We start from the raw sequence: 23,114 nt of genomic DNA, 5'->3' as shown, positions 1-23,114 counted from the left end.
GCCTGTCGAAGGGCTCACGACTCCTGCCGCCGGATCTTCCCCGCCCGGGCGAACCAGGTCACGAGGAACGACAGCACCAGCGCCACGAACACCCCGAGGTTCGCGTACGCCCAGTCCCCGTCCGTCCCGCCGACGAGGAACAGGAGGTACCCCTGCCAGTTGTTCCACGGCGCGGCGTCCGCGAAGCCGTTGAGGACGAGACCCCAGCCGATCACGCTCGCGACGACCATGGTGCCGATCGACGTCCAGTCCCAGGCGCCGTAGCGTCCGCGGCTGTCGAAGAGGGCCTCGTCGTCATAGTCCTTGCGACGGCGCAGGATGTCGGCGATGAGGATGCCGGCCCAGGAGGCCAGCGGCACGCCGAGGGTGATGAGGAAGCTCTGGAACGGGCCGAGGAAGTCGGTCGCGAAGAACACCACGAAGATGGTGCCTGCCGTGAGGATCGCGCCGTCGATCGCCGCCGCCGACGGCCGCGGGATGCGGATGCCGAGGCTGAGCAGGGTCAGGCCGGAGGAGTAGATGCCGAGCACCGCGCCGGAGACGAGCGCGAGCACGGCCGTGAACAGGAACGGCACGAGGACCCACACCGGCAGGATGCTCGCCAGCGCGCCGATCGGGTCCGCGGCGATCGCGTCCATGAGCTTGGCGTCCGATCCCGCGAGGAGCAGACCGAAGACGACGAGGATGACCGGTGCCACCGAGCCGCCGATCGTGTTCCAGGCGACGATCGCCCCGTCGGACGCGGTGCGCTTCTGGTAGCGCGACCAGTCCGCGGCGATGTTGATCCACCCCAAGCCGAATCCGGTCATCACCATCACGAGCGCGCCGACGACCTGGCCGATGCCGCCGTCGGGACGGGCCATCACCGCAGCGAGGTCGATGCTCGGCGCCGCCAGGATGATGTACACCACCGTCACGACGCCCGTGATCCAGGTCAGCACCGACTGGAGCCGCATGATCGTGTGGTAGCCGAGCACCGAGGCGGCGACGATGAGTGCCGCGACGATCACGGTCGCGAGGATCTTCAGCCAGAGGCTGTCCCCGTCGCCGCCGAGCTGCGTGATGACCGTCGCCGTCGCCAGTACCGCCATGATCGCGAGGAAGGTCTCCCAGCCGATCGACGTGAGCCAGGACACGATCCCGGGGACCTTCTGCCCCTGGACGCCGAACGCGGCCCGGGAGAGCACCATCGTCGGCGCCGACCCCCGCTTGCCAGCGATCGCGATGAGTCCGCACAGCAGGAATGACACGACGATGCCGACGACTGAGACCAGAGTCGCCTGCCAGAAGGAGATGCCGAAGTCGAGCACGAACGAGCCGTAGGACATCCCGAACACCGAGACGTTCGCCGCGAACCACGGCCAGAACAGGTCGCGGGGCGTGGCGGTCCGCTCGGACTCGGGGATGATCTCGATGCCTGCGCGCTCGATGAGAGCCGGCCTGATGTCGGTCATCCTCACATCCTGGCACTCCGCGAGCGCACTCGTGACGTGGATCAGGGCACCGCGCCGGGCGCGCGGCTCAGCCGGCGAAGAAAGCCCCGGCCACGCGCGTCAGGTCGTGCAGGTCCGAGACCCCGGCGAGCTCGCGCGCGGAGTGCATCGAGAGGATGGGGATCCCCACGTCGACCGTGCGGATGCCGAGCCGTGTCGCGGTGATCGGTCCGATGGTCGAGCCGCACGGCACGCTGTTGTTCGAGACGAACTCCTGCGTCACCACCCCGGCCCGATCGCACCAGTTCCGCCAGGACGCGGCGCCGACCGCATCGGTCGCGTAGCGCTGGTTGGCGTTGAGCTTGAGGATGGGCCCGGAGCCGAGCACGGGCTGAACGACGGGGTCGTGTCGGCCGACGTAGTTCGGGTGCACGGAGTGCCCGACGTCGCTGGACAGGCACCACGACGACGCGTACGCCTGGCGGCGGGCGGAGCCGTCGGCCCCGAGCCCTGCGTAGAGCCGCTCCAGCACATCCTCGAGGAAGGGGCCCGCGGCGCCGGAGCGCGACTCGGAGCCGAGCTCTTCGTGGTCGAACGCGGCGAGGATCGCGACGGGGGCTCCCGCCTCGGGTTCATGGGCCGCGAGGGCCACCACGCCCGCGTGCACGGAGGCGAGGTCGTCGAGCCGGCCGGAGGCGAAGAACGCGTCGTCCTTGCCGAACACCGCGCCCCGCGCGGCATCGGCGACGACGACGTCGTAGCCGCGGATCTCTGCGGGGTCCACGGCGGCGGATGCCGCGAGCTCGGCCAGCACGTCGGCCTCGGTCGGGTCGCCGAGACCCCACACCGGCTGCGTCTCGGTCTGCTTGTCGAGCGCGAGGCCGTTGTTGACCCCCCGATCGAGGTGGATGGCGAGCTGGGGGAGGCGCAGCAGGGCTCCGGTGTCGGCGAGGACGACCCGACCGTCGGCGAGGGCGAGCCGGCCGGCGAGGCGCAGCTCCCGGTCGAGCCAGGAGTTCAGCAGCGGACCGCCGTACACCTCGACGGCGGCCTGCAGCCAGCCGCGGGCTCCGGTGGTCGGCTGTGGCTTGAGCTTGAAGCCGGGGGAGTCGGTGTGCGCCCCGAACACCTGCACGGGCGTCGTGGCGGTCGCCCCCTCCGGCACCACCCACGCGATCGTCGCGCCGTCGCGGACCACGAGGTACCGGCCTCCGGGCTGCGCGGGCCAGGCGTCCTCCTCCTGCAACCGTGTGAATCCGGCCTCCTCCAGACGGCGGGCCGTCTCGGCGGCTGCGTGATAGCTCGACGGGGAGGCGGCGACGAAGTCGGCGAGGTCCTCGGCGTGGGCGAGGGCGTCCGGGGTGACGGGCATGGCGTGACCTTCCTGCGCGGGGTGTCCTTCGAGCGTAGTCGCGCCCCGTCACGAACCCCGTCTCGCGGCCTTCCCGGTCGGGGATAGGGTGGTGGCGATAGCGCCTAGGGTTCCGGGGTCTGCACCCGTCTGGTCCGAGCGGCGCCACGGTCCTCCTCCGCAGGAGGGTCGTCATCTGACAGGACAAAAGCCCGGAGGACCCGATTCGTCGCGCCCGCGGCGGAGGGAAGGGTCTGCCGTGTCCGCCGTCGCTCTCGTCCTCGTCCTCGCCGCCGCGATCGCCCACGCGTCCTGGAACGTCATCGCGCACGGCATCAGCCGCGCCGGCTCGCCGTTCCTGTGGTGGGGTGCCGTCGCCAGCACGGTCGTCTGGATCGGGGCCGTGCCGTTCACGGGCGGACTCGGTGCGGCCGGCCTCTCCTCGTTCGCACTCGGGGTCTCCGTCTCCGCGGTCCTGCACGTCGCCTACATGGCCGTGCTGCAGCGCGGCTACCGGGAGGGCAGTCTGTCGACGGTCTACGCGACGGCGCGGGGCACCGGGCCTTTCCTCTCGGTCATCGTCGCCGTGCTCCTGCTCGGGGAACGCCCCTCGGCCCTGGCGCTCGTCGGCGTCGCCGCGGTGATCGTCGGGGTCGTCGCGATCGGGTTCGTCGACCGCCGGCCGGCAGGGAGCGGGCGCCGCATCGACCCCGGTCTGCTGTTCGGCGCCCTCACCGGCGTGGCGATCGCGGTCTACACGATCTGGGACGCCCACGCGGTGCGCGAGTGGGAGCTGTCACCCGTGGCGTTCATGGTCGGCACCACGCTGCTGCAGGTGCCGTTCTACTCCGTGGCGGTTCGTGGACGATGGGGTGCGGTCGTGGCGCTGGGGCGCACGCAGTGGCGCCGCATCCTGGCCTTCGGCATCCTGTCGCCGCTGTCCTACATCCTCGTGCTGACCGCCATCCAGATCGCTCCCGTGGCCCTCGTCGCACCGCTGCGGGAGGTCAGCGTCGTGCTCGTGAGCCTGTTCGGCGCCTTCGTCCTGCGCGAGTCCCGGCCGGGATGGCGGATCGGCGCCTCGCTGATCGTCCTCGTCGGGATCGTGCTGCTCGCGCTCTGAGGCCGCGGCTCAGCGGAAGGTGACGAGTCCGGCGTGGGCGGCCGTGACGAGGATCTGCACGCGGTCGCGCAGGTGCCACTTCGACATCATGCGGCCGAGGTGGGCCTTCACCGTCCCCTCGGAGACGATGAGCGCCTTCGCGATCTCGGCATTGGACATGCCCTTCGCGAGGCACTGGAGCACCTCCTCCTCGCGCTCGGTGAGCGGTTCGAGGGTCTCCGCGGCTGCGGTGGGAGTGGAGTCGCGCACGTGGCGGATCAACATCGACGCGATGCGGGGCGACAGCGAGCTCGCTCCGGCGAACACCTCGCGAACACCCGTGACGATCTCCTCCGCGCTGGAATCCTTCAGCAGGTAGCCGGAGGCGCCCGCGCTCAGCATGGGCAGCACGGTGTCGCTGCCGTCGAGCGTGGTGACGGCGAGGATGCGGACGTCCGGCCATCGTTCGGCGATCGCCGCGGTCGCCTCGATGCCGTTCATCTCCGGCATCTGGACGTCCATCATCACGACGTCCGGCTTCTCGCGCTCGACCGTCGTGAGGGCCTCCAGGCCGTCCTCCGCCTGCGCCACGACCGTGATCTCGGGCGCGCGCGACACGAAGTGCGACAGCGCGGAGCGGACCAGAGGATCGTCATCGACGATCACGACGCGGATTTCCTGCATGGAGGAAGCCTAACGGCGTGAAGCGGGCGCTCTGAGGATGTAGACCTTTGGCTATCGAGGTCTGGACGAAGGCCAGATGTGCGCTCCGCGCGCCGCCGAGAAGATGAATACAGACATCGACAAAGGACCACATCAAGGAGGTGAACAGTATGTCTTTCTGGCAGCAGGTTGGCAAGCTCTTCGGTCTCTACCGCTAGAATAGCTGGCAAATAGGAGATAGTGCACCATGGCCTTCGACCAGACGAAAAGGGCGACGCCCGAAATCTTCCGCCTCGGTCGAGGGGAGCGGCTCAGCCGTGTGGAGCGCTATGTGATCCTCGCGATCATCTGCATCATGATCGCCGTTGACGTCAGCGGACTCATCACCGATCCGAACGTCAATCCCCTCACATCCGCGGTGAGCATCGCTTCGACCGCGGTCTTCGCCCTCTTTCTCTGGTCCCCCCTCGTCGCGACCTGCGCGATGGGAGTGGCCCTCGGACTCTCCTTCCTCACCGGAACCGAGACCCAAGTGCTCATCACCGCCGCTTTCGCGGCGGCCCTGGTGATGCGGCTGGGATGGACGTCACTCGTCCTCTCGTACACGGCTGGATTCCTGGTCGCGACAGGCGTGATCGCCTACGGTGACTCGGAAGTGCCGGTGAACGTTGGCATCTACCTGATCTTCGCAACCGCGGCCGGTGCCGTCGGGCTCGCGCTTCGTCTCGCATTCGCGCGCGGACGTCGCCTCGAGCACGAGCTGGAGGCTGCGGCTGAGCAGGAACGGGAAGCCGTCCTCGCCGAGCGACGATGGATCGCCGGCGAGCTGCACGACAGCATCGCGCACCACCTCACCGTGGTGTCTCTGCACGTACAGATGCTCGAAGACCCCGACGCCAGCGATGGCTCCCGTGAGGCGATCCGCGTCGCCGCCCGCAAGGCCATGACAGACCTCCGTTTCGTGATCGACCTCGCCGACGACGGCCCGCGCGCTGCGGGCATGCCGACCGGTGACCTCGTCGCCGCGGTCGAGGAAGCGCGGACCGAATTCGAAGCGGCCGGGCACGACGTCATCCTCGACGGCGACCCCGGCGACGAGCGCATTCCCCGCGCGGTCGAGATCGTGCTCGCGCGCATCGTGCGCGAGTCGGCCACGAACGTCCTGAAGTATGCCGGCCCCGGAACCGTCGAGATCCGTCTCGCGGTGGACGACGACAAGGCGCACCTCTCACTGCGCAGCCCGCTCCCCACGACGCCGCGTCGGGAGCTCTCCTCCAGTCGGACCGGCCTGGGGCGGATGGCCGAACGCGTGATGGGTGCCAGCGGCGAGTTCAGCGCCGGGGAGGTGGACGGACACTGGCTCGTGTCCGCCGTGTTGCCGGTGGTCTGAGCCCCGCGTATCCTGAGACGACGCCCGTGATTCCGCCCCCGAGGCCGTAGACGAAAGTCTACGAGTGTCTCGACATTCGGCACTTCAGAGGCTTCGCGGCGCCGACATATCCTGAAGGCTCCCCAGATAAAGCGTCCCCAGCGCTGCGATCGCGGGCGCGATCTTTCTGGCTTCTTACACTCCCGCGCCCGCGGTCGCGAATCTGTCTCCGGCCTCAGCCGCCCACTGCTCTCATGTAGTGTCCGTCCGTCGATATCCCGGACGCCGCCACGGTGAAGCGCACCACCTCGCTGAGGTAGCGATCCTCCGATGCCTCGAAGATGCGCCCCTCGGCGTCCCGCGACGTGCGCGTCAGCCGCAGGATGGGCGTTCCTCGCGGCACGCGGAGAAGCGCGGCGTCCTGATCGTCGGCGGCGACGGCGTCGATGACGTGCTGCAGTGCGACGATCGGATGCCCGACCGACGCGAGGTACTCGGTGATCGACACCGCGTCGAGGTCGATCTCGAACAGCCGACGGCCGACGTCCTCGGTGTACGCGAGGCGCTCCAGCATCGTGGGACGGCCGTCGAGGAGCCGCAGGCGCACCACGCTCACGATGGTGTCGTCGCGTCCGACACCCAGCGCCGGGCCGAGATCGCCCGCGCGCCGCAGACTCAGCTCCTGTGTCTGCGCGCCAGGGGTGACGCCGAGGTCGCGCGCCCATCGGGTGAACGGGACGGAGACGTCCACGGCCTGATTCGCTTTGCGCGCCACCACGCGCGCCGGCCGGCCGCGGGTCGTCTCGATGAGGCCTTCCGCGCGAAGGGCCGCCAGCGCGTTGCGGATCGGACCGCGCGACGTGCGCCAGTGCTCCGCGAGCTCGGCTTCCGTGGGCACGTCATCGCCGGGGCGGAGCGTGCCGTCCGCGATCCGCGAACGGAGGTCGTCGGCGATCTGGGTGTACACAGCTTCGGCCACATAGGTACATTACTTCGTTCGGTGCCACGAAGGGCGGTGTGTTGCGAGGGTGTTCACCCAGGCGAATGGCGGGTGAACGCCGACTGAACTCTTCTGAGATAGGTATACATCTCAGCGAGGCTGCTGGGAGAGTCGTCCGTGGATCACTCCTCCCACCCTGAAAGGTCCTCATGAAGCTCCGCGCTCTCCCCGCCCTCGCCGGCGCTGCGATCCTCGCGTTCGGCCTCGCCGCCTGCTCCGGATCGGCCGATGCCACCGACGCCCCCGGCGACGCACAGTCGGCCGGTGGATTCGCCGTCGACGAGAACACCCTCGTCTTCGGCGTCGTCCCCGACTCGGTGGACACCGAGACGAACTACCAGCCGCTCATGGACTACATCGCCGAGGTCACCGGCAAGACCGTCGAGTACCACGAGTCCACCGACTACGCCGCGCTCATCGAGGCCGCCGTCGCCGGGAAGGTCGACGTCGCCTCGTTCTCCGGATTCACCTACGTCACCGCGACCAACAACGGCGCGAAGCTCACCCCGATCTCGTCCATCGTCACCGAGGAGGGCCAGGAGCCCGGCTACTACTCGCAGGCGATCGTCCCGGCGGACAGCGACATCTCCAGCCTCGAGGACTTCGCGGGCAAGAAGGTGTGCTTCGTGGACCCCTCGTCCACCTCCGGCTACCTCTTCCCGTCGTACAACCTCATCGAGGCGGGCGTGGACCCGAAGTCCGACATCACGCCCGTGTTCGCGGGCAAGCACGATGTGAGCGTGCAGAAGGTCGGCGAGGGCGTCGAGTGCGAGGCCGGTTTCGCCGAGGACTCCGAGGTCGAGAAGTCCGACAAGGTGAAGGTCATCGCCGAGACCATGGTTCCGGGTGCTCCGCTCGTCTACTCCTCGTCCCTGCCGGATGACGTGGCGAAGCAGCTCGTCGACGCCCTCGGCGAGGTCACGATCGACGACATCATCGCGGCGGGCATCGACAGCGCGGACTCCGACGCATTCCGCAGCGTGTTCTTCGCCACCAAGCCGGTGGACGACGGGTACTACGACCTCATCCGCGACATCTGCGCCGAGACCGAAGCCGAGCAGTGCCAGGGCTGACGCCCCGCGCCTGACGACAGGAGAAGCCATGACCGCGGCATCCGACACCCTCATCCGCCTCGCCGGCGTCACCAAGACCTTCGGCAGCACCACCGCCCTGACGGACGTCACGCTCGAGGTGGCGCGGGGAGAGATCGTCGTGCTGCTCGGGCTCTCCGGTTCCGGCAAGTCCACGCTGCTGCGCCATCTCGACGGCCTGGAGCTCCCCAGCTCCGGGTCGGTCGAGGTGCTCGGCGCATCCGTTCCCTCGACGAAAGGTCGGGCGCTGCGGGAACTCCGCAGCAGCGTGGGCTTCATCTTCCAGCAGTTCGAGCTCGTGCCCTCGCTGACGGTTCTGGAGAACGTGCTGACCGGATCGCTGTCGCGGATGCGCGGCCCGCGGCTCGGGCTGTGGAGCTACCCCCGCGCCGCGAAGCTGACCGCGCTGGAGCATCTCGACCGCGTCGGCCTCCTCGACCGTGCCTATCAGCGCAGCGACACCCTGTCCGGGGGTCAGCAGCAGCGGGTGGCGATCGCCCGGGCGCTCATGCAGAAGCCGGCGATCCTCCTCGCCGACGAGCCCGTCGCCTCGCTCGATCCGGAGTCGAGCGAGCAGGTGATGGCCCTCATCCGCGAGATCGCCGCCGACGAAGGACTCACTGTCGTGTGCAGCCTCCACCAGGTCGACCTCGCGATCAGCTGGGCCGACCGGATCGTGGGTCTCCGACACGGCGAGGTCGTCCTGGACACCCCGACGGACGGACTCTCCAAAGCCGAGGTGATGGAGATCTACGGCCGCGTCGCGACGACGACGGCGGAGATCCGTGCCGTGCAGGTGGAGCTCGTCGACGCCGTGACCGCGGTGGGGGCGTCATGACGGCGGTGGGGGCGTCGACACGGGGCGCTTCGACAGGCTCAGCGACCCAGGGCGGCGGCTCAGCGACCCAGGGCGGCGGCTCAGCGACCCAGGGCGGCGGCTCAGCGACCCAGGGCGGCGGCTCAGCGACCCGGGGTGGCGGGAGCGTCGCGGAGCGGGTGCCGAAGCGGCCGCTGTCCGCGGAGCGCATCGCAGCGGGACTCACTCTCCTCGTCCTCGTCGTGCTCGGCATCCTCGCGGTGCGCGACGTGGGGATCTCGATCCCGGCGATGGTTCAGAGCTGGGGCAACGCCGAGAACTTCCTCGGCCGCGTCGGCGGGCTCTCCTTCCCCGCGCCGGCCGACCTCGCCTGGCTCATCGCGCTGACCGTCGGCCTCGTGCTCGTCGGCACGCTGCTCGCGGCCGTGCTCTCCGTGCCCATCGCCTACCTCGCCGCCGCCAACACCACCCCGGGCGCGGGCTGGCGCGCGGCCGCCCGATTCATCGGCGTCCTCACCCGCGCGCTGCCGGACGTGGTGCTGGCCATGGCGTTCGTGCTCATGTTCTCGCTCGGCACGCTGCCCGGCATCCTCGCCATCGGCATCCACTCGATCGGCATGATCTCCAAGATGTTCGCGGACGCCATCGAGCAGATCGACGAAGGGCCGCGCCTCGCGATCCGCGCTGCCGGGGGCTCGAAGCTGCAGGAGTTCACGGCGGGCATCCTCCCGCAGGTGCTGCCGAGCTGGGTGGCCACAGTGCTGCACCGCAACGACATCAATCTGCGCGGGAGCGTCGTGCTCGGCTACGTGGGCGTCGCCGGCCTCGGGCTCGAGATGTCCTACGCCTTCAAGTCGCTGAACTACGGCAAGGGCCTCGGGATCGCGCTCGTGATCTTCGTGCTCTGCATCGTGATGGAGATCGTCTCGAGCACGGTGCGCGGCGCGATGCTCGGCGAGCAGAAGCAGACGCGGTCCTGGATGGACCGGATCGTGCATCCGCGCATGCGCCGGCGGTCGTCCGCCTCCGCCGCCGATCGCCCCGCGTGGGCGGAGAGCCCGCAGACCGCGGTGCGCCGTCCGTGGACCGCCCAGCGGGTGCGTCACACGGCCGCCGGGATCGTCGCGGTCCTCGTCGTGGTCGGCAGCGTCGTCGTGAGCCAGATCACCTGGTCGGATCTCTTCACCTTCTGGGCGAAGCTGCCCGACGTCGCCGCCCGGTTCTGGCCGCCGTCGTTCGGCAGCTACGACACGGTCGCGATGCTGGAGGCCATGCGGGAGACCGTCGCGATCGCGCTCGCGGCCACCGTCCTCACCCTCCTGCCGTCGCTGCTGCTCGGCTCGTTCGCCGCGCGCAACGTGGCCCCGCATGCCGCAGGGCGCGGCACCGCCCGTCTGCTCCTCGTGGGCATCCGCGGCATCCCGGAGCTGATCCTCGCCATCGTCCTCGTCGTCATCACGGGTCTCGGCGCGCAGGCCGGCGTCATCGCTCTCGCGATCGGCGGGATCGGACTGCTCGGCAAGCTCATCGCCGACTCCTTCGAGGAGGTCGACCGCGGGCCCGAGCGCGCTCTGCGGGCGGTGGGCGCCACCCGGATGCAGACGTACACGTCGGCCACGCTGACGCAGGGCACCCGCGCGCTCATCGGGCACAGCTTCTACATGCTCGACACCAACATCCGCGCAGCCACGATCCTCGGCATCGTCGGCGGCGGCGGGGTCGGCTACTACCTGCTGAACGCCAGCCAGGGCTCGCGCTACGAGACGGTGACCGCGATCGTGCTGATGATCCTCGTGACCGTGCTCGCCGTAGAGGGGCTCGCGATGTGGATGAGGAAGGTGTTCCGATGAACGGGGCGAAGCAGAACCCTGACGTCGTCGTCGTCGGTGCAGGCATCGTCGGCCTCGGGGCCGCGTACGCGGCCGTGCGCCGGGGGCTCCGCGTCGTCGTGGTCGACCGCAGCGCGGCCCCGACCGGCGCCACGATCCGGAACTTCGGCCACCTCTGCATCGGCGCGCAGGGCGGGGAGGCACGGCGATACGCGGATGCCTCGCGCGATCTCTGGCTGCAACTCGCCAGGGACGCGGGCTTCTGGATCCGCGAGTCGGGCACGCTCGTCGCGGCCCGGCATGAGGACGAGCTCGCCGTGATGACCGCGGCGGCGCAGGACGGCGGCATCCGGATGCTGGAGGCCGATGAGCTCCTCCGCCGCGCCCCGCTGCGTCGGGACGGCCTCGTCGGCGGCGCCCTCATCGAGGCCGACCTGCAGACGGACCCGCGGACCGCGGCGACGGCCATCGTGCGGCACCTGACGGCCCGGGGCGTCGAGTTCCGCTTCCGCACCGCGGTGACGGCGCTCGGCGCAGGGCGGGTGGAGACCACGCGCGGTGCGATCGACGCCGGGGCCGTCGTGGTGGCGGTCAACCACGACATCGATCAGCTCCTGCCCGAGGTCGCCGAACGTCACGGCGTGATGCGCTGTGCGCTCGACATGATGCGGGCGGCGGTCTCGTTCCCGCGACCGCTGACCGCGCCCCTGCTGACCGGCTGGTCCCTCATCCGGTACGGGCGGTTCGCCGATGGACCGGAGGCCCGAGTCCTGCGCGAGCGTCTGCACGCCGAGCGCCCCGACCTCGCGGCCCTCGACCTCAACCAGATGTACACGCAGCTTCCCGACGGCACGCTCATCTTGGGCGACTCGCATGCCACCGCCGCCGCCCCCTCGCCGTTCCAGCCCGAGGCCGCGTTCACCGCGTTCCTCAGCGAGGCCGAGGCCCTGTTCGAGTGGGGTGCACCGCGGGTCATCGAGCGGTGGCAGGGCGTGTACGCGAAAGCCCACGGCGAGTTCCTCGTCGACCGCGGAGACGACGGTGCGCTCGTGCTCGCCGCCACCACCGGCATCGGCATGACCTGCGGCCTCGGGCTCGCCGACCTGCACCTCACCGCCGCCCTCGGCGGCACCCCTGCTCTGGAAGGAACCCCATGACCACTCCCATCGAACTCGTCGTCCTCGACATGGCCGGCACCACCGTCGTGGACGACGGCGTGGTGGAGCAGGCGTTCCAGCGCGCCGCCGAACGCACCGGCGTCGCCGCACGGCTGCCCTGGGACGATGCCCTCGGCTATGTCAGGAAGACCATGGGACAGTCCAAGCTCGATGTCTTCCTGCACCTGGCCGACGGCGATGCGGTCGCGGCACGGCAGGCCACCGCGGCGTTCGAGGCCGCGTACGCCGAGATCGTCGCCGAAGACGGCGTCGCGGAGATCCCCGGGGCGGCGGACGCGATCCAGGGCTTGAAGGACGCCGGGCTCACCGTCGCACTGACCACCGGGTTCGCGCCGGTCACGCGACAGGCGATCCTCGACGGCCTCGGGTGGGGAGGGCTCATCGACCTCGCGCTCTCCCCGGTCGACGCCGGCCGCGGACGCCCCGCGCCCGACCTCGTCCTCACCGCCCTTCTGCGCACGGGAGCGTCCGCGGTGCAGGCTGTGGCCGTCGCCGGCGACACCGTGAGCGACGTCGAGTCGGGCCGCCGCGCGGGTGCCGGATTCGTCGCGGGAGTGCTCACCGGCGCCCACGATCGCGCGGCTCTGAGCGGAGCGGGCGCCCACGCCGTGCTCTCCGACGTCACGGCGCTGCGGGGGGCTCTGGCCCAGCGAGAGCTCCTTCCCGCTGCCGTCGCCTCCGTCTGAGAGTCGAGTCATGGGAACGCTGCTGATCCGCCCGCCCGGACACCGGAGGGACGTCGCGCTGCGCCCCGCGGCCACCGCGATGGTCTGGGTCGGCGAAGGGCACCCGCACGAGACGATCGCGGTCCCGGGGGTCGCGCTCGGCGATCAGGACGTGCTCGTCGCCGTGGAGATGTCCACGATCTGCGGGTCGGACGTGCACACCGTGCAGGGGCGCCGGTCCGCGCCGGCGCCGCTCGTCCTCGGGCACGAGAGCGTCGGTCGCGTCATCGCGATGGGCGATGACGGTGCGGAGGCGGTGGACGGCACTCCGCTGCGGATCGGCGACCGTGTGGTCTGGTCGGTGACGGTGTCATGCGGCACCTGCGACCGTTGTCGGCGCGGCCTCACGCAGAAGTGCCGTGACCTGGGCAAGTACGGCCATGACCGCGTCGGCGCCCACGGCGACCTGACAGGGGCGTTCGCCAGCCACGTGCAGCTGCGGGCGGGCACCGCGATCGTGCGCGTGCCGGAGGCGCTGCCCGCTGCGGTGCTGGCGCCTGCCGCCTGCGCGACAGCGACCGCGTGGGCCGCAGTGGCGCGTGCCGCCCGTGACATCGACCTCGACGGCGCCGCGGTGCGCATCCACGGCGCGGGTCTCGTGGGGATCAGTGCCGCCGCGATCGCTGCCGAGCACGGTGCCGTCGTCGAGGTGCGCGATCCGGACGACGACCGGCGCGCCTTCGCCTCCCGGTTCGGGGCCACCGCGCTCGACCGCGACCCCGACGTCGTCATCGAGGCCTCAGGGCATGCCGTCGGGGAGGCCCTCGCGGGCGTCGCCGTCGGCGGGACGGTGGTCCTCGTCGGCAGCGTGTTCCCCGCAGCCCCGGTTCCGCTGGACGCGGAGGATCTCGTCCGCCGACTCATCACGGTCGCGGGGGTGCACAACTACGGTGCCGACGATCTCGCGGCAGCGGCGTCGTTCCTCGCGGGGCGCGGGCGCGCGTATCCGTTCGGCGAGGCCGTGGGGGCGGTGCGATCGCTCCTCGACATCGACGCCGCCCTCACCGAGGCGACAGCGCCGGGAGCCCCGCTGCGGGTCGGCCTCGTGCCGGGGCGCTGAGCTCTCAGTCCGAGCCGGAGCGCCGCGGTCCTGCGGGGTGCAGCCCCTCGGCGTGGAAGGCGAGCAGTCGCACCGCGGCGTCGACGCTCGCCGACAGGATCTCGTCCGGATCGCCGGTCAGCGCCAGCCTCCGGTGCCCCGCGTCGTCGGCGGTCGCCCAGCCCAGGTAGACCGTGCCCGCGGGGTGACCGCCCTCCGGACCCGGCCCGCCCACGCCGGTGGTGGAGACGCAGATGTCGGCGTCGAAGAGCTCCCGCGCTCCCGTGGCGAGCTGCTCGGCGCAGGCCGCGGAGGTGGGGTCGGTCCCCGGGGTCAGCCCCAGCACCCGCTCCTTCACCTCCGTGAAGTACGCGACGATGCCGCCGGCGAACCAGCCGGAGGCCCCCTCGCCGGCGCCGATCGTGTTCGCGAGGCGTCCGGACGTGAGCGACTCGGCCACGCTCACGCGCAGGCCTCGGCTGCGGGCGAGCTCGCCGAGGCGTTCGAGGTCGGGGGTCTCGTTCGGTGCGGTCATCGGGCGCTCCTCTCATCGGTTCCGCCAGGCTACGGGTGCCGCGGAGCCCTGATGGAGGGGATTGACAACCGTGTCCGCGTCAAGCCCCTGGAGGGCACTCATCCTGCGCGCCATCGTCGGACCGTGGTCACACCGACGAAGGAGGCGGACATGGCGGAGGATGCGCGTGACACCGCGGGAATGCGGGCGGTCTTCTGGATCTGGGCGGGGATCATCGGCGTCGGGCTCGCCGTGATGATCGGCCTGCCGCTGGGAGGGCGATGACGATGCGCTCGCGGATCAAGGACCACGCCCTCAGCCTCTTCTTCCTCGCGCTGTTCGCGCTCGCGCTCGGGGGCCAGGCGCTCGCGGGCTACCTCCGCAACAACGAGGAGCTCCTCGACCACGGGCAGGGGGCGATCGGCTTCGGGGACTTCCTCTGGTCGTCCGACTTCGCCGTCGACGTCGCCGAGAACTGGCAGTCGGAGTTCCTGCAGTTCTTCCTCTTCATCGCTGCGACGATCTGGTTCGTGCAGAAGGGGTCGCCGGAGTCGAAGAAGCCCGGTGATGAGGGGCCGGGCAGCGATGCGGATCAGCTCGTCGGCCCGCACGCCCGCCCGGATTCGCCGCGGTGGGCCCGGGCGGGCGGATGGCGAGCAGCCGTGTTCGGCAACTCGCTGCTGATCGTGATGGGGGCGGTGTTCGTGCTGTCCTGGTTCGCGCAGTCGCTCGCCGGCACGGTCGTCATGAACGAGGAGAACGCGATGCACGGCGTCGCCGCGATCACCTGGGCCGACTACGTGACCAGCTCGGACTTCTGGGACCGCACGCTGCAGAACTGGCAGTCCGAGTTCCTCGCGGTCGGGACGATGGTCGCGTTCGCGATCTACCTCCGGCAGCGGGGGTCAGCGGAGTCCAAGCCCGTCGGCACCCCGCACCATCAGTCGGCCTTGGAGTCCGATTGAGAGAGCTCGTCGTTGACGTCGGCCTGCGAGAGCCGCTCGTCGTCGGCGTCGTAGCCCGGACGCGCCTCCTGCAGCGGCTGGTCGGAGAACTCGCCACCGAGGCGTCCGCCGAAGGGCCGGCCGTGGTCGGCGAACTCCTCGCGGGCGAACACCAGCTCCCACGGGCCCACCGTGAAGCGGGATCCGGTGCGCAGCGTCTCGGTGCGCTCGCCGGGGTGGGTGGCGTCCGCGTCGGGGTTGGAGTTCATCTCGCCGTCGGCGTGCAGGGTCACCACGTACTCGTCACGGTCGTCGTGCACGACCGTCGCGTGCACGGGCTCGGTGTCGGCGAGGCGCAGCTCGTTCCCTGCGGCGGAACCGATGCGCACCTCCTCCATGTCGAGCGCGAACTCCGTGCGCTCGTCGTCGCGCCGCACGCGCAGTCGCGGGTTGCCCGCGCCGCGCTCGGCGTGGGTGGTGCCGGGCGTGTAGCCCTCCTCGGGACGGTCGTCGATGTGGCGTTCAGTCATGGCGGTGCCCTCCTCGGGTGTCGATGATTCGAGGCTAACCCCCGCGCGGATCGTGCGCAGGGCCTTGACTTCGACGCCCACGTCGCCCTTCGAGGCCGATTTGCCGCGCGCCCCGTCCGAGGGCTTACCCTCTACCCATAGGCCGATCCCGGCAGTGTCCGCCGGGCTGAGGACCACCCGACCGAGGAGCATCACCCGATGGGCAAGTTCATCTACGAAGGCAGCGTGAAGACCGAGATCGAGGATCGGGCGCTCACGCACCTGCAGCTCGTGATCACGGCCAAGCTGCGCCGCGGCGAGCCGTTCCCGTTCAGCTGGCGTGAGGACGCCAGCGTGGGCGGCGGCCGGACCACCGTCTGGATCCAGCCGGGCAGCTCGCTCGTCTTCAAGTACTTCGGCAGCCGGCAGCCCGCCGTCAACCGGGCCTGGATCGAGGCGCTCGCCTTCACCGCCAACGCTCCCACCGGGCTCTACCTGGTTCCCGAGCCCGCCGAGAACGCCGAGCCCCCGCACGGCGACGCCCCCTCCGCCGGCTGAGGCCGGTTTCCCGGAGACCGCCCGGGGCTGTCAACCCCCTGCCGTCCGCCCTCCGAAGCCGCGAGGCTCGATCACGACCTGATCGTCAGCCCCATGACAGGAGGAGCGGAAATGACCGACACCACCCGCGACGGCGGCCTCACCGACCCCCGACACGCGCACCACGAGGACGGGTTCCCGGCGCAGAGCCAGGACCAGCCGGGCCTCACCGAGAAGACCACCCCGGAGCCCGACCACGGCGAGCAGTCCTACGTCGGCCACGGGCGGCTCGAGGGGCGGCGTGCCCTCATCACCGGCGGCGACTCGGGGATCGGGCGTGCCGTCGCGATCGCCTTCGCCCGCGAGGGTGCAGACGTGGCCATCGTCCACATGCCCGAGGAGCAGGAGGATGCGGAGGAGACGCTCGCGCTCGTCCGCGAGGCCGGTCGCACCGGCGTCAGCATCCCCGGCGACGTCCGCGAGGAGGCCTTCGCGACCGACGCCGTGCACCGCGCGCGCCGCGAACTCGGCGGACTCGACGTGCTCGTCCTCAACGCGGCCTACCAGCACGACATCGACGGCTTCGAGAACCTCGACACCGAGAAGATGCGTCGAGTGTTCGACACGAACCTCGCCGGTCTCGTCTTCTCGGCACGTGCCGCCTTCCCTGACCTCGAGCCCGGATCCAGCATCATCGTGACCTCGTCGGTGCAGTCGGCGCAGCCGTCACCGGGTCTCATCGACTACGCCATGACGAAGGCAGCACAGGTCGCGTTCGTCAAGGCGCTCGCAGAGGAGGCAGGGCCGCGCGGCGTGCGCGTCAACGCCGTCGCGCCCGGTCCGATCTGGACGCCGCTGATCCCCGCGACCGGATGGGGGCCGGAGCGCCTGGAGACGTTCGGGCAGGACACGCCGCTGGGGCGCGCCGGCCAGCCCGCGGAACTCGCCGGAGCCTACGTGTACCTCGCCTCGGCGGAGTCGTCGTACGTGTCCGGAGCAGTCCTCGCGGTGACGGGCGGCAAGCCGCTCTGATCCGCGTGAGGAGGGCGCAGGCGGCGGGGAGGCAGGACCCCGCCGCCTAAGCTTGTCTGGTGCAGAGACCCGCGACATCCGGACCCCTCGTGGGCGTCGCCCTCGTCATCGGATCCTGCCTCTCCCTGCCGTTCGGCGCCGCCGTCGCCGCGCAGCTCTTCCCCGTCCTCGGGCCGTGGGGCGTGACATCGCTCCGCGTCGCGATCGCCGCGCTGCTGCTGGTCGTCATCGTGCGACCGCGGCCCCGCGCCTGGACCCGGTCGCAGTGGCTCGCCGCGGTGCTGTTCGGGGTGTCGCTCGCGGCGATGAACGGCTTCTTCTACGCGGCCATCGACCGCATCCCCCTGGGGCCGGCCGTGGCGATCGAGTTCCTCGGGCCGCTCGTGCTCGCCGCCGTGCTGACCCGTCGTCTCCGGGATGCGGTGTGGGTGGGTGTGGCCCTGCTCGGCATGGCGCTGCTCGGCGTGGACGGCCTCGTCGGCGCCGAGCCCCTCGACCCGCTCGGCGTGGTCTTCATCCTCATCGCGGCCGGATTCTGGGTCATGTACATCCGGATGAGCGCGCGCGTCGGCGCCCTCATCCCCGGCAGCAGTGGGCTCGCGATGGGACTCGTCGTCGCGGCCGTGCTCCTCATCCCCGTGGGTGTGCCCGCGGCGGCGACCGTGGCACTGGACCCGCAGCTCCTCCTGCTCGCGGCGGTCACCGCGGTGCTCTCGTCCGTCATCCCGTACAGCTTCGAGCTCGCGGCGCTCCGTCGGCTCCCGCAGCGGGTGTTCGGCGTGCTGCTGAGCCTGGAGCCCGCATTCGCGACCCTCGCCGGGTGGCTCATCCTCGGACAGGACGCCACACCGCTGCGGCTGCTCGCGGTGGCGCTCGTGATCGCGGCGAGCGTCGGGACCACTCTCGGCGTGCGCCGCGACCGGAGGGGCGACGGTGCCGCGGGACCGTTCACCGCTCCGATCCCGCTTCCGGACTGACCCCTCCGGCCGAGCGGCTCTCACGCCCGGACGACGGCAGGCTGCGGCAGCGGGTAGCGGCGGCGCAGGATCACCCGCTGCACGAGGGTCCACACCACCGTGACCGTGAGATAGAGCGCGGCGGCCAGGGGGACGAAGGCCGCGAACACCGCGGTGAGATAGTGCAGCGCCGACATCATCCGCAGCATGCCGGGGGAGCTGAGCGGGGAGTCGTCGCCTTCGACGGGGACCGGCCGGAACACCCGCCGGGTGACCTCGGCGACGGCGATCATCACGGCCAGCAGCACGCCGAAGACCGCGAACGTCGCCGGGGTCGCGGTGCCGCCGAAGAGGGCCGACACCAGGCTCGTGCCGAGCGGGGCACCGAAGAGGTCGTGGGTGAGCAACTCGTTCGGGTGTCCGGCGATCTCCGGTCGCAGGAACAGGGTGTACAACAGCCCGACGACGGGTGCCTGCGCCAGCACGGGCAGCATCCCTGCGAAGGGCGAGGTGTTCTCGGCCCGGTAGAGCGCCATCATCTCCTGCTGCAGGCGCTCCGGGTTCTTCCGGTGGCGCTGCTGCAGCGCGCGCAGCTTCGGGGCGAGGCGGGCTCTGGTCTGCTCGGCTCGGGCCTGGGAGATGCCGACAGGGATGAGGAGGGCGCGCACGAGGAGGGTCACCAGGACCACGGCGAGGGCGGCGGCGGAGGGGCCGGCGAGGGGTTCGAGAAGGGTGGAGGGGCCGTTCAAGGCACCGTAGGCGGCGTCCAGGAGCGCGGCGAGGGGAGGGAAGGCGAAGATGTCCACGGGAAGGTCCGTTCGATGAGGTCGGGAAGGGTCGGCGAAGGCCGCGCGGTCCCGGTCGGACGGACTACGCGGCGGTCGCGACTCCCGGCGCTCGCGGACGAGGGTGCCCGGCGGCATCCGGATCGCTCTGCGGGAGGAGCGTTCCGACATCGATCGCCCGCAGCGGGTGCGGGGCATCGGCGGAGGTCTGGTGGCGCACGCTCAGTGCGAGTGCGAGCGTGAGGACGGTGACGGCGAGCAGCGCGATCGCGAGGCCGAGCGCGGCGGCATCCGGCATCGTCACAAGGCCGATCGCGGCCGCGACGAAGCCGAGCATCTGCCCGAACCACTCGCTCATGCCGCGAGCTTACCCCGTTCGAATCGCCTGAATCGCTGTATCCGGGCCGCCGATGGAGCCATTCAGGCGATTCGAAGGCGTACCGTCGGGGTATGGCGACAGAAGAACTTCTGGGAGTGGAGAATCCGATCGTGCTGGGGGCGTTCGGGGGGACCTCGTCGGTGGAGCTGACGGCGGCGGTGAGCGCGGCCGGCGGGCTCGGATCCTACGGTCTCTACGGCTACGACGGGGACCGGATCCGGGAGGTCGGGGCCGAGCTGCACCGCGCCACCGACCGCCCCTTCGCGCTGAACATCTGGCTGCCCCTGGGTGACGAGGCCGTGCCGAACCCGCAGCACACGGTCTTCGCGCAGGCGCTGGAGCCGTTCTACGAGGCCGTCGGGGTTCCGGTGCCGGCACGCCCCGAGCGCTACATGCCCGACCTCGACGAGCAGCTCGACGCGGTCTGGGAGGTCGCCCCCGCCGTGCTGAGCGTGGTGTTCGGGGTGCCGTCGCCCGCCGTCGTCGCCGAGGCCCGCGACCGCGGCATCCGGGTCGTCGGCACCGCCACCACGGTCGCCGAAGCGGTCGCGCTCGCCGAAGCCGGTGTCGATGCCGTCGTCGCGTCCGGAGCCGAGGCGGCCGGGCACCGCGTGTCGTTCTTGCGCCCCGCGACCGAGTCGCTCGTCGGCACCATCGCGCTCGTGCCCCAGGTCGTGGACGCCGTCGACGTGCCGGTCATCGCCGCCGGCGGGATCGCCGACCGCCGTGGGGTCGCGGCGGCCTTCGCCCTCGGTGCCTCCGGCGTGCAGGTGGGGACGGCGTTCCTCGCGACCGCCGAGTCCGCCGCGACCGCAGCGCACCGCGACGCCATCCGGACCACTGCCGCCGACGAGACCGTGCTGACGAAGGCGATGAGCGGACGCCTCGCCCGCGGAGCCCGCAACCGCGCAGTCCGCGCGATCGAGGCCAGCGGCACGATCGCTCCGTTCCCGATGCAGAACTGGCTCACCGGACGCTTCCGCGCGGCGGCAGGAGAGCAGAATCTCGGCGAGCTGCAGTCGCTGTGGATGGGGCAGGCCGCCCCGCTCGCGCGCGGGACGACCGCCGCCGAGGTCTTCGCAGAGCTCGCCGCCGGAGTCCCCGGCCGTTGAGAACGCCGACCGCTGAGCGGCGGAGCGCTACAGGATGACGGTCGAGCGGCCGTGCACGATCACGCGGTCCTCGGCATGCCACTGCACGGCACGGGCGAGCACCAGACGCTCGACGTCGGCGCCCCGGCTCTGCAGCTCGGCCGCGGACTCGGAGTGCGTGACCCGCGTGACGTCCTGCTCGATGATCGGCCCCTCGTCGAGGTCGGCTGTGGCGTAGTGCGCCGTGGCACCGATCAGCTTCACGCCGCGCTCCTTCGCCCTGGCGTAGGGGTTCGCGCCGATGAAGGCGGGCAGGAACGAGTGATGGATGTTGATGACCGGGGCCTCGAGGCGCGTGATGAAGTCGTCGCTGAGGATCTGCATGTACCGGGCGAGCACGACGAGATCGACGTTGCCGCGGAGGAGGTCGAGCTGACGCTCCTCCATCGCCTGCTTGTCCGTCGAGGGGATGTGCACGAACGGCACTCCGAAGGAGCGGACCGCCTCGGCGAGGTCGGGGTGGTTCGAGACGACCATGGTGATGTCGATGTCGAGCTGCCCCCGCTGCGTGCGCCAGAGCAGCTCCATGAGGCAGTGGTCGTACTTCGAGACGAAGATCGCCACGCGCTTGCGCCGGGCGACGTCGTGCAGCGACCACTCCATGCCGAAGCGCTCCGCGACCGCCGCGATGTCGGCCTCCAGGGCGGGGCGCGCGGCGGACAGGCCGTCGAGGTGGATGACCGTCCGCTGGAAGAATCGGCCACCCTCGGAGTCGGTCGAGTGCTGGTCGAGCGAGATGATGTTCGCCCCGTGCCGGGCGAGCACGCCGGCGACCGCGGCGACGATGCCGGGCTGGTCGTCGCAGGCGATCAGCAGTCGGGCGGTATCGGGCTGGGTCATGGCTGCTCCTCGGGGTGTGCATCGATTCTGCCGTGTCGCGCGGGCGGGGAGCGAATCGCCCGCGGCGTCGCTACCCTGAGACCGTGGATGCGAGCGACGTCGGACTGGTGCTGATCCCGCTGCTGGCGGTGGCCGCACCGCTTCTCGCACGCGGCGTCCGTCCGCTCGTCCGGGTGCCGATCGTCGTGTTCGAGCTCGTCCTCGGCATCCTCGTCGGTCCTGCCGTGCTCGGCTGGGTGGAGCCAGGGCCCCTCCTGGAGAAGCTCAGCGACTTCGGCCTGGCCGTGCTGTTCTTCGTCGCGGGCTCCGAGATCGACTTCCGCCAGGTGGCGGGCAAGCCGCTCGCGCGGGCGTCGCTGGGCTGGCTGCTCAGCGTGGTGCTGGGCATCGGACTCGGCTTCTTCTTCGCCCCGGGGGAGGGCATGGTCGTCATCGGGATCGCGTTGAGCTCGACCGCCCTCGGCACGCTGATGCCGATCCTGCGCGATGCGAAGGAGCTGGACACCCCGTTCGGCCGTGCCATCAGCACGATCGGCGCCGTGGGGGAGTTCCTGCCGCTGATCGCGATCTCGATCTTCCTGAGCACCCGGACGACACCCCTGGCCACGGCGGTGCTGCTGACTTTCGTCGTGCTGGCGGGGCTCGCCGTCCTCGTCGCGCACCGGGTGCCGCACGGGCGCCTGCACGGCATCGTGCGCGCGACCCTCCACACCTCCGACCAGTTCGGGGTGCGCTTCGTGATCCTCCTCATCGCGGCCCTCGTCGGCCTCAGCGTGATGCTCGACCTGGACATGCTCCTCGGCGCCTTCGTCGCGGGGGCCATCTGGCGCATCATCATGGCGCGGGCGCCCGAGAAGGATGCGGCGGAGGTCGAGAGCAAGATCGAGGGTCTGGCGTTCGGCTTCCTCGTCCCGGTGTTCTTCCTCTACACGGGGGTGACCTTCGACCTGCAGGCGCTGCTGACGTCTCCCTCGGCGATGTCCCTGGTGCCGGTGTTCCTGCTGGCGCTCCTGGTGATCCGCGGATCGGCCGCCCAGCTGTCCGCCCCGGCGGGCGCGAGCGGACGCGACCGCGCCGCGCTCGGCCTGCTCGCAGCCACCGGGCTGCCGATCATCGTCGCGGTCACAGCGATCGGCGTGGATCAGGACATGCTCGACTCCGGGACCGCGGCCGCGCTGGTCGGGGCGGGCATGCTGTCGGTGCTTCTGTACCCGCTGATCGGGATGACGCTGCGGGGCGATCGTGCGCAGGTCGCCGGCCCGCGCCTCGCCGACCAGACCACGCTGGGGGAGCTGTGACCACCGCCTCCGCCCTGCTGACCCAGGCCGTGCAGGAGCTCGCCGGCGCACCCCGCGAGGGCCTCGGCGAGGAGAAGGACTCGCGCTGGCGCGGGCGGCGGATCGTCCGCGTGGGCGAGGCATGGCACCTGGGCGTGATCCTGCTCACCGACACGCATGCCCTGGCGACGGCGGAGGTACTGCGAGCCGCCGACCCCGGACGGCGGGGATACACCGCCGAGTCGGCGCGCGCACGGGCCGAGCGCCGGGCCCTCGCCCTCCGGGGCGGCTTCCACGAGGGGGATGTCGTGCACGTCGGCTGGAGCGTGATCGACGTCGACGCGGTGGATGCCGGAGGCTCCTCCGGTCCGCTCGCGCTCATCGACGGCGTGCCGTCGGTGCGCTGGAGTCAGGCGGGCGGTTTCATGCCGCTGGACGCCTACCTGCGCGAGCGCATCCCGCTGCTCCGCGGTGATGCCCCGACCTGAGACGCCCAACAAAGAATGAGAAAAGCACCGCGGGCCGGGCCAGCGGTGCCTTTCCCATCTAGTTGATCGGCGGAGCGTTACGACGCACCCAGTTCGAACGGTTCT

General features: G+C 71.1%; 25 protein-coding genes. 16 read left to right on the top strand and 9 right to left on the bottom strand.

Annotation, left to right across the window (positions count from 1 at the left end; all coding sequences use genetic code 11):
* Positions 1 to 14 precede the first annotated feature (14 nt).
* A complete protein-coding gene (locus AB0N68_RS02730; RefSeq protein ID WP_280564990.1) occupies positions 15 to 1,454 on the bottom strand; it encodes a purine-cytosine permease family protein in 1,440 nt (479 codons plus the stop codon).
* 67 nt (positions 1,455 to 1,521) lie between these two features.
* Positions 1,522 to 2,805, bottom strand: coding sequence for a M18 family aminopeptidase (locus AB0N68_RS02725; RefSeq protein WP_187662340.1), 1,284 nt, complete (start codon positions 2,803 to 2,805; stop codon positions 1,522 to 1,524).
* 238 nt (positions 2,806 to 3,043) lie between these two features.
* On the opposite strand from AB0N68_RS02725, the gene AB0N68_RS02720 reads away from it, so the two are divergent.
* Positions 3,044 to 3,907 carry an EamA family transporter gene (locus AB0N68_RS02720; RefSeq protein WP_280564987.1) on the top strand — a complete coding sequence of 288 codons (864 nt, stop codon included), beginning with the start codon at positions 3,044 to 3,046 and terminating at the stop codon, positions 3,905 to 3,907.
* 9 nt (positions 3,908 to 3,916) lie between these two features.
* On the opposite strand, the gene AB0N68_RS02715 is transcribed toward AB0N68_RS02720, so the two are convergent.
* Complete coding sequence (locus AB0N68_RS02715; protein WP_232089094.1) at positions 3,917 to 4,570, bottom strand: response regulator; 654 nt, start codon at positions 4,568 to 4,570, stop codon at positions 3,917 to 3,919.
* A gap of 226 nt (positions 4,571 to 4,796) precedes the next feature.
* On the opposite strand from AB0N68_RS02715, the gene AB0N68_RS02710 reads away from it, so the two are divergent.
* A complete protein-coding gene (locus AB0N68_RS02710; protein ID WP_268776632.1) occupies positions 4,797 to 5,939 on the top strand; it encodes a sensor histidine kinase in 1,143 nt (380 codons plus the stop codon).
* 214 nt (positions 5,940 to 6,153) lie between these two features.
* Here the strand turns inward: AB0N68_RS02710 and AB0N68_RS02705 are convergent, their stop codons facing one another.
* Positions 6,154 to 6,897, bottom strand: a complete 744-nt coding sequence (locus AB0N68_RS02705) for a GntR family transcriptional regulator (RefSeq protein WP_232089093.1) — start codon at positions 6,895 to 6,897, stop codon at positions 6,154 to 6,156.
* Positions 6,898 to 7,067: 170 nt separating this feature from the next.
* On the opposite strand from AB0N68_RS02705, the gene AB0N68_RS02700 reads away from it, so the two are divergent.
* From AB0N68_RS02700 to AB0N68_RS02675, 6 genes are read left to right on the top strand one after another with little or no spacing between them, the layout of a single operon-like run.
* Entirely contained in the window at positions 7,068 to 7,991 is a 924-nt protein-coding gene (locus tag AB0N68_RS02700) for a phosphate/phosphite/phosphonate ABC transporter substrate-binding protein (RefSeq protein ID WP_280564979.1), read from the top strand.
* Between the two features lie 28 nt (positions 7,992 to 8,019).
* Positions 8,020 to 8,847 carry a phosphonate ABC transporter ATP-binding protein gene (gene phnC, locus AB0N68_RS02695; protein ID WP_280564977.1) on the top strand — a complete coding sequence of 276 codons (828 nt, stop codon included), beginning with the start codon at positions 8,020 to 8,022 and terminating at the stop codon, positions 8,845 to 8,847.
* Positions 8,844 to 10,676 carry a phosphonate ABC transporter, permease protein PhnE gene (phnE, locus tag AB0N68_RS02690; protein ID WP_280564975.1) on the top strand — a complete coding sequence of 611 codons (1,833 nt, stop codon included), beginning with the start codon at positions 8,844 to 8,846 and terminating at the stop codon, positions 10,674 to 10,676. Before phnC ends, phnE begins: the two co-directional genes overlap by 4 nt.
* Positions 10,673 to 11,812, top strand: a complete 1,140-nt coding sequence (locus AB0N68_RS02685) for a TIGR03364 family FAD-dependent oxidoreductase (RefSeq protein ID WP_280564973.1) — start codon at positions 10,673 to 10,675, stop codon at positions 11,810 to 11,812. The genes phnE and AB0N68_RS02685 overlap by 4 nt, the downstream gene beginning before the upstream one ends.
* Complete coding sequence (locus tag AB0N68_RS02680) at positions 11,809 to 12,519, top strand: HAD family hydrolase (RefSeq protein WP_280564971.1); 711 nt, start codon at positions 11,809 to 11,811, stop codon at positions 12,517 to 12,519. The genes AB0N68_RS02685 and AB0N68_RS02680 overlap by 4 nt, the downstream gene beginning before the upstream one ends.
* 10 nt (positions 12,520 to 12,529) lie before the next feature.
* The gene (locus AB0N68_RS02675) at positions 12,530 to 13,618 is read left to right on the top strand and encodes an alcohol dehydrogenase catalytic domain-containing protein (protein WP_187662333.1); all 1,089 of its coding nucleotides are present in this window, start codon (positions 12,530 to 12,532) and stop codon (positions 13,616 to 13,618) included.
* Positions 13,619 to 13,622: 4 nt separating this feature from the next.
* Here the strand turns inward: AB0N68_RS02675 and AB0N68_RS02670 are convergent, their stop codons facing one another.
* Complete coding sequence (locus tag AB0N68_RS02670) at positions 13,623 to 14,132, bottom strand: CinA family protein (protein ID WP_187662332.1); 510 nt, start codon at positions 14,130 to 14,132, stop codon at positions 13,623 to 13,625.
* 123 nt (positions 14,133 to 14,255) lie between these two features.
* Here AB0N68_RS02670 and AB0N68_RS02665 point away from each other — a divergent pair, with 123 nt between their 5' ends.
* Both AB0N68_RS02665 and AB0N68_RS02660 read left to right on the top strand, forming a co-directional pair.
* Positions 14,256 to 14,396 (top strand): hypothetical protein, encoded by a 141-nt coding sequence (locus AB0N68_RS02665; protein ID WP_336502544.1) that lies wholly within the window; start codon positions 14,256 to 14,258, stop codon positions 14,394 to 14,396.
* 2 nt (positions 14,397 to 14,398) lie between these two features.
* Complete coding sequence (locus AB0N68_RS02660) at positions 14,399 to 15,076, top strand: DUF6766 family protein (protein WP_268776882.1); 678 nt, start codon at positions 14,399 to 14,401, stop codon at positions 15,074 to 15,076.
* Here the strand turns inward: AB0N68_RS02660 and AB0N68_RS02655 are convergent.
* Entirely contained in the window at positions 15,052 to 15,585 is a 534-nt protein-coding gene (locus tag AB0N68_RS02655) for an FHA domain-containing protein (RefSeq protein WP_259954304.1), read from the bottom strand. The genes AB0N68_RS02660 and AB0N68_RS02655 overlap by 25 nt on opposite strands.
* 198 nt (positions 15,586 to 15,783) lie before the next feature.
* Here AB0N68_RS02655 and AB0N68_RS02650 point away from each other — a divergent pair, with 198 nt between their 5' ends.
* The 3 genes from AB0N68_RS02650 (at position 15,784) to AB0N68_RS02640 (ending at position 18,110) form a co-directional block, all read left to right on the top strand.
* The gene (locus tag AB0N68_RS02650; RefSeq protein WP_187662330.1) at positions 15,784 to 16,122 is read left to right on the top strand and encodes a DUF7882 family protein; all 339 of its coding nucleotides are present in this window, start codon (positions 15,784 to 15,786) and stop codon (positions 16,120 to 16,122) included.
* Positions 16,123 to 16,233: 111 nt separating this feature from the next.
* A complete protein-coding gene (locus AB0N68_RS02645; RefSeq protein ID WP_259954306.1) occupies positions 16,234 to 17,133 on the top strand; it encodes an SDR family oxidoreductase in 900 nt (299 codons plus the stop codon).
* A 59-nt stretch (positions 17,134 to 17,192) separates the two neighbouring features.
* Positions 17,193 to 18,110, top strand: coding sequence for an EamA family transporter (locus tag AB0N68_RS02640; protein WP_187662328.1), 918 nt, complete (start codon positions 17,193 to 17,195; stop codon positions 18,108 to 18,110).
* Between the two features lie 20 nt (positions 18,111 to 18,130).
* Here AB0N68_RS02640 and AB0N68_RS02635 read toward each other — a convergent pair whose 3' ends face one another.
* A complete protein-coding gene (locus AB0N68_RS02635; RefSeq protein WP_280564962.1) occupies positions 18,131 to 18,895 on the bottom strand; it encodes a YidC/Oxa1 family membrane protein insertase in 765 nt (254 codons plus the stop codon).
* Positions 18,896 to 18,959: 64 nt separating this feature from the next.
* A complete protein-coding gene (locus tag AB0N68_RS02630; RefSeq protein ID WP_280564960.1) occupies positions 18,960 to 19,232 on the bottom strand; it encodes a DUF6412 domain-containing protein in 273 nt (90 codons plus the stop codon).
* Positions 19,233 to 19,324: 92 nt separating this feature from the next.
* On the opposite strand from AB0N68_RS02630, the gene AB0N68_RS02625 reads away from it, so the two are divergent.
* A complete protein-coding gene (locus tag AB0N68_RS02625) occupies positions 19,325 to 20,365 on the top strand; it encodes an NAD(P)H-dependent flavin oxidoreductase (RefSeq protein WP_187662326.1) in 1,041 nt (346 codons plus the stop codon).
* A gap of 27 nt (positions 20,366 to 20,392) precedes the next feature.
* Here the strand turns inward: AB0N68_RS02625 and purU are convergent, their stop codons facing one another.
* A complete protein-coding gene (purU, locus tag AB0N68_RS02620; protein WP_187662325.1) occupies positions 20,393 to 21,244 on the bottom strand; it encodes a formyltetrahydrofolate deformylase in 852 nt (283 codons plus the stop codon).
* A gap of 83 nt (positions 21,245 to 21,327) precedes the next feature.
* On the opposite strand from purU, the gene AB0N68_RS02615 reads away from it, so the two are divergent.
* Both AB0N68_RS02615 and AB0N68_RS02610 read left to right on the top strand, forming a co-directional pair.
* A complete protein-coding gene (locus AB0N68_RS02615) occupies positions 21,328 to 22,542 on the top strand; it encodes a cation:proton antiporter (protein WP_259954315.1) in 1,215 nt (404 codons plus the stop codon).
* Entirely contained in the window at positions 22,539 to 23,009 is a 471-nt protein-coding gene (locus AB0N68_RS02610; RefSeq protein WP_280564953.1) for a glutaminase, read from the top strand. The genes AB0N68_RS02615 and AB0N68_RS02610 overlap by 4 nt, the downstream gene beginning before the upstream one ends.
* The last annotated feature ends 105 nt before the right edge of the window (positions 23,010 to 23,114 follow it).

This window comes from Microbacterium meiriae, from assembly GCF_040685015.1.
Classification (GTDB): domain Bacteria; phylum Actinomycetota; class Actinomycetes; order Actinomycetales; family Microbacteriaceae; genus Microbacterium; species Microbacterium meiriae.
This window is presented reverse-complemented; position numbering and strand designations above follow the sequence as displayed.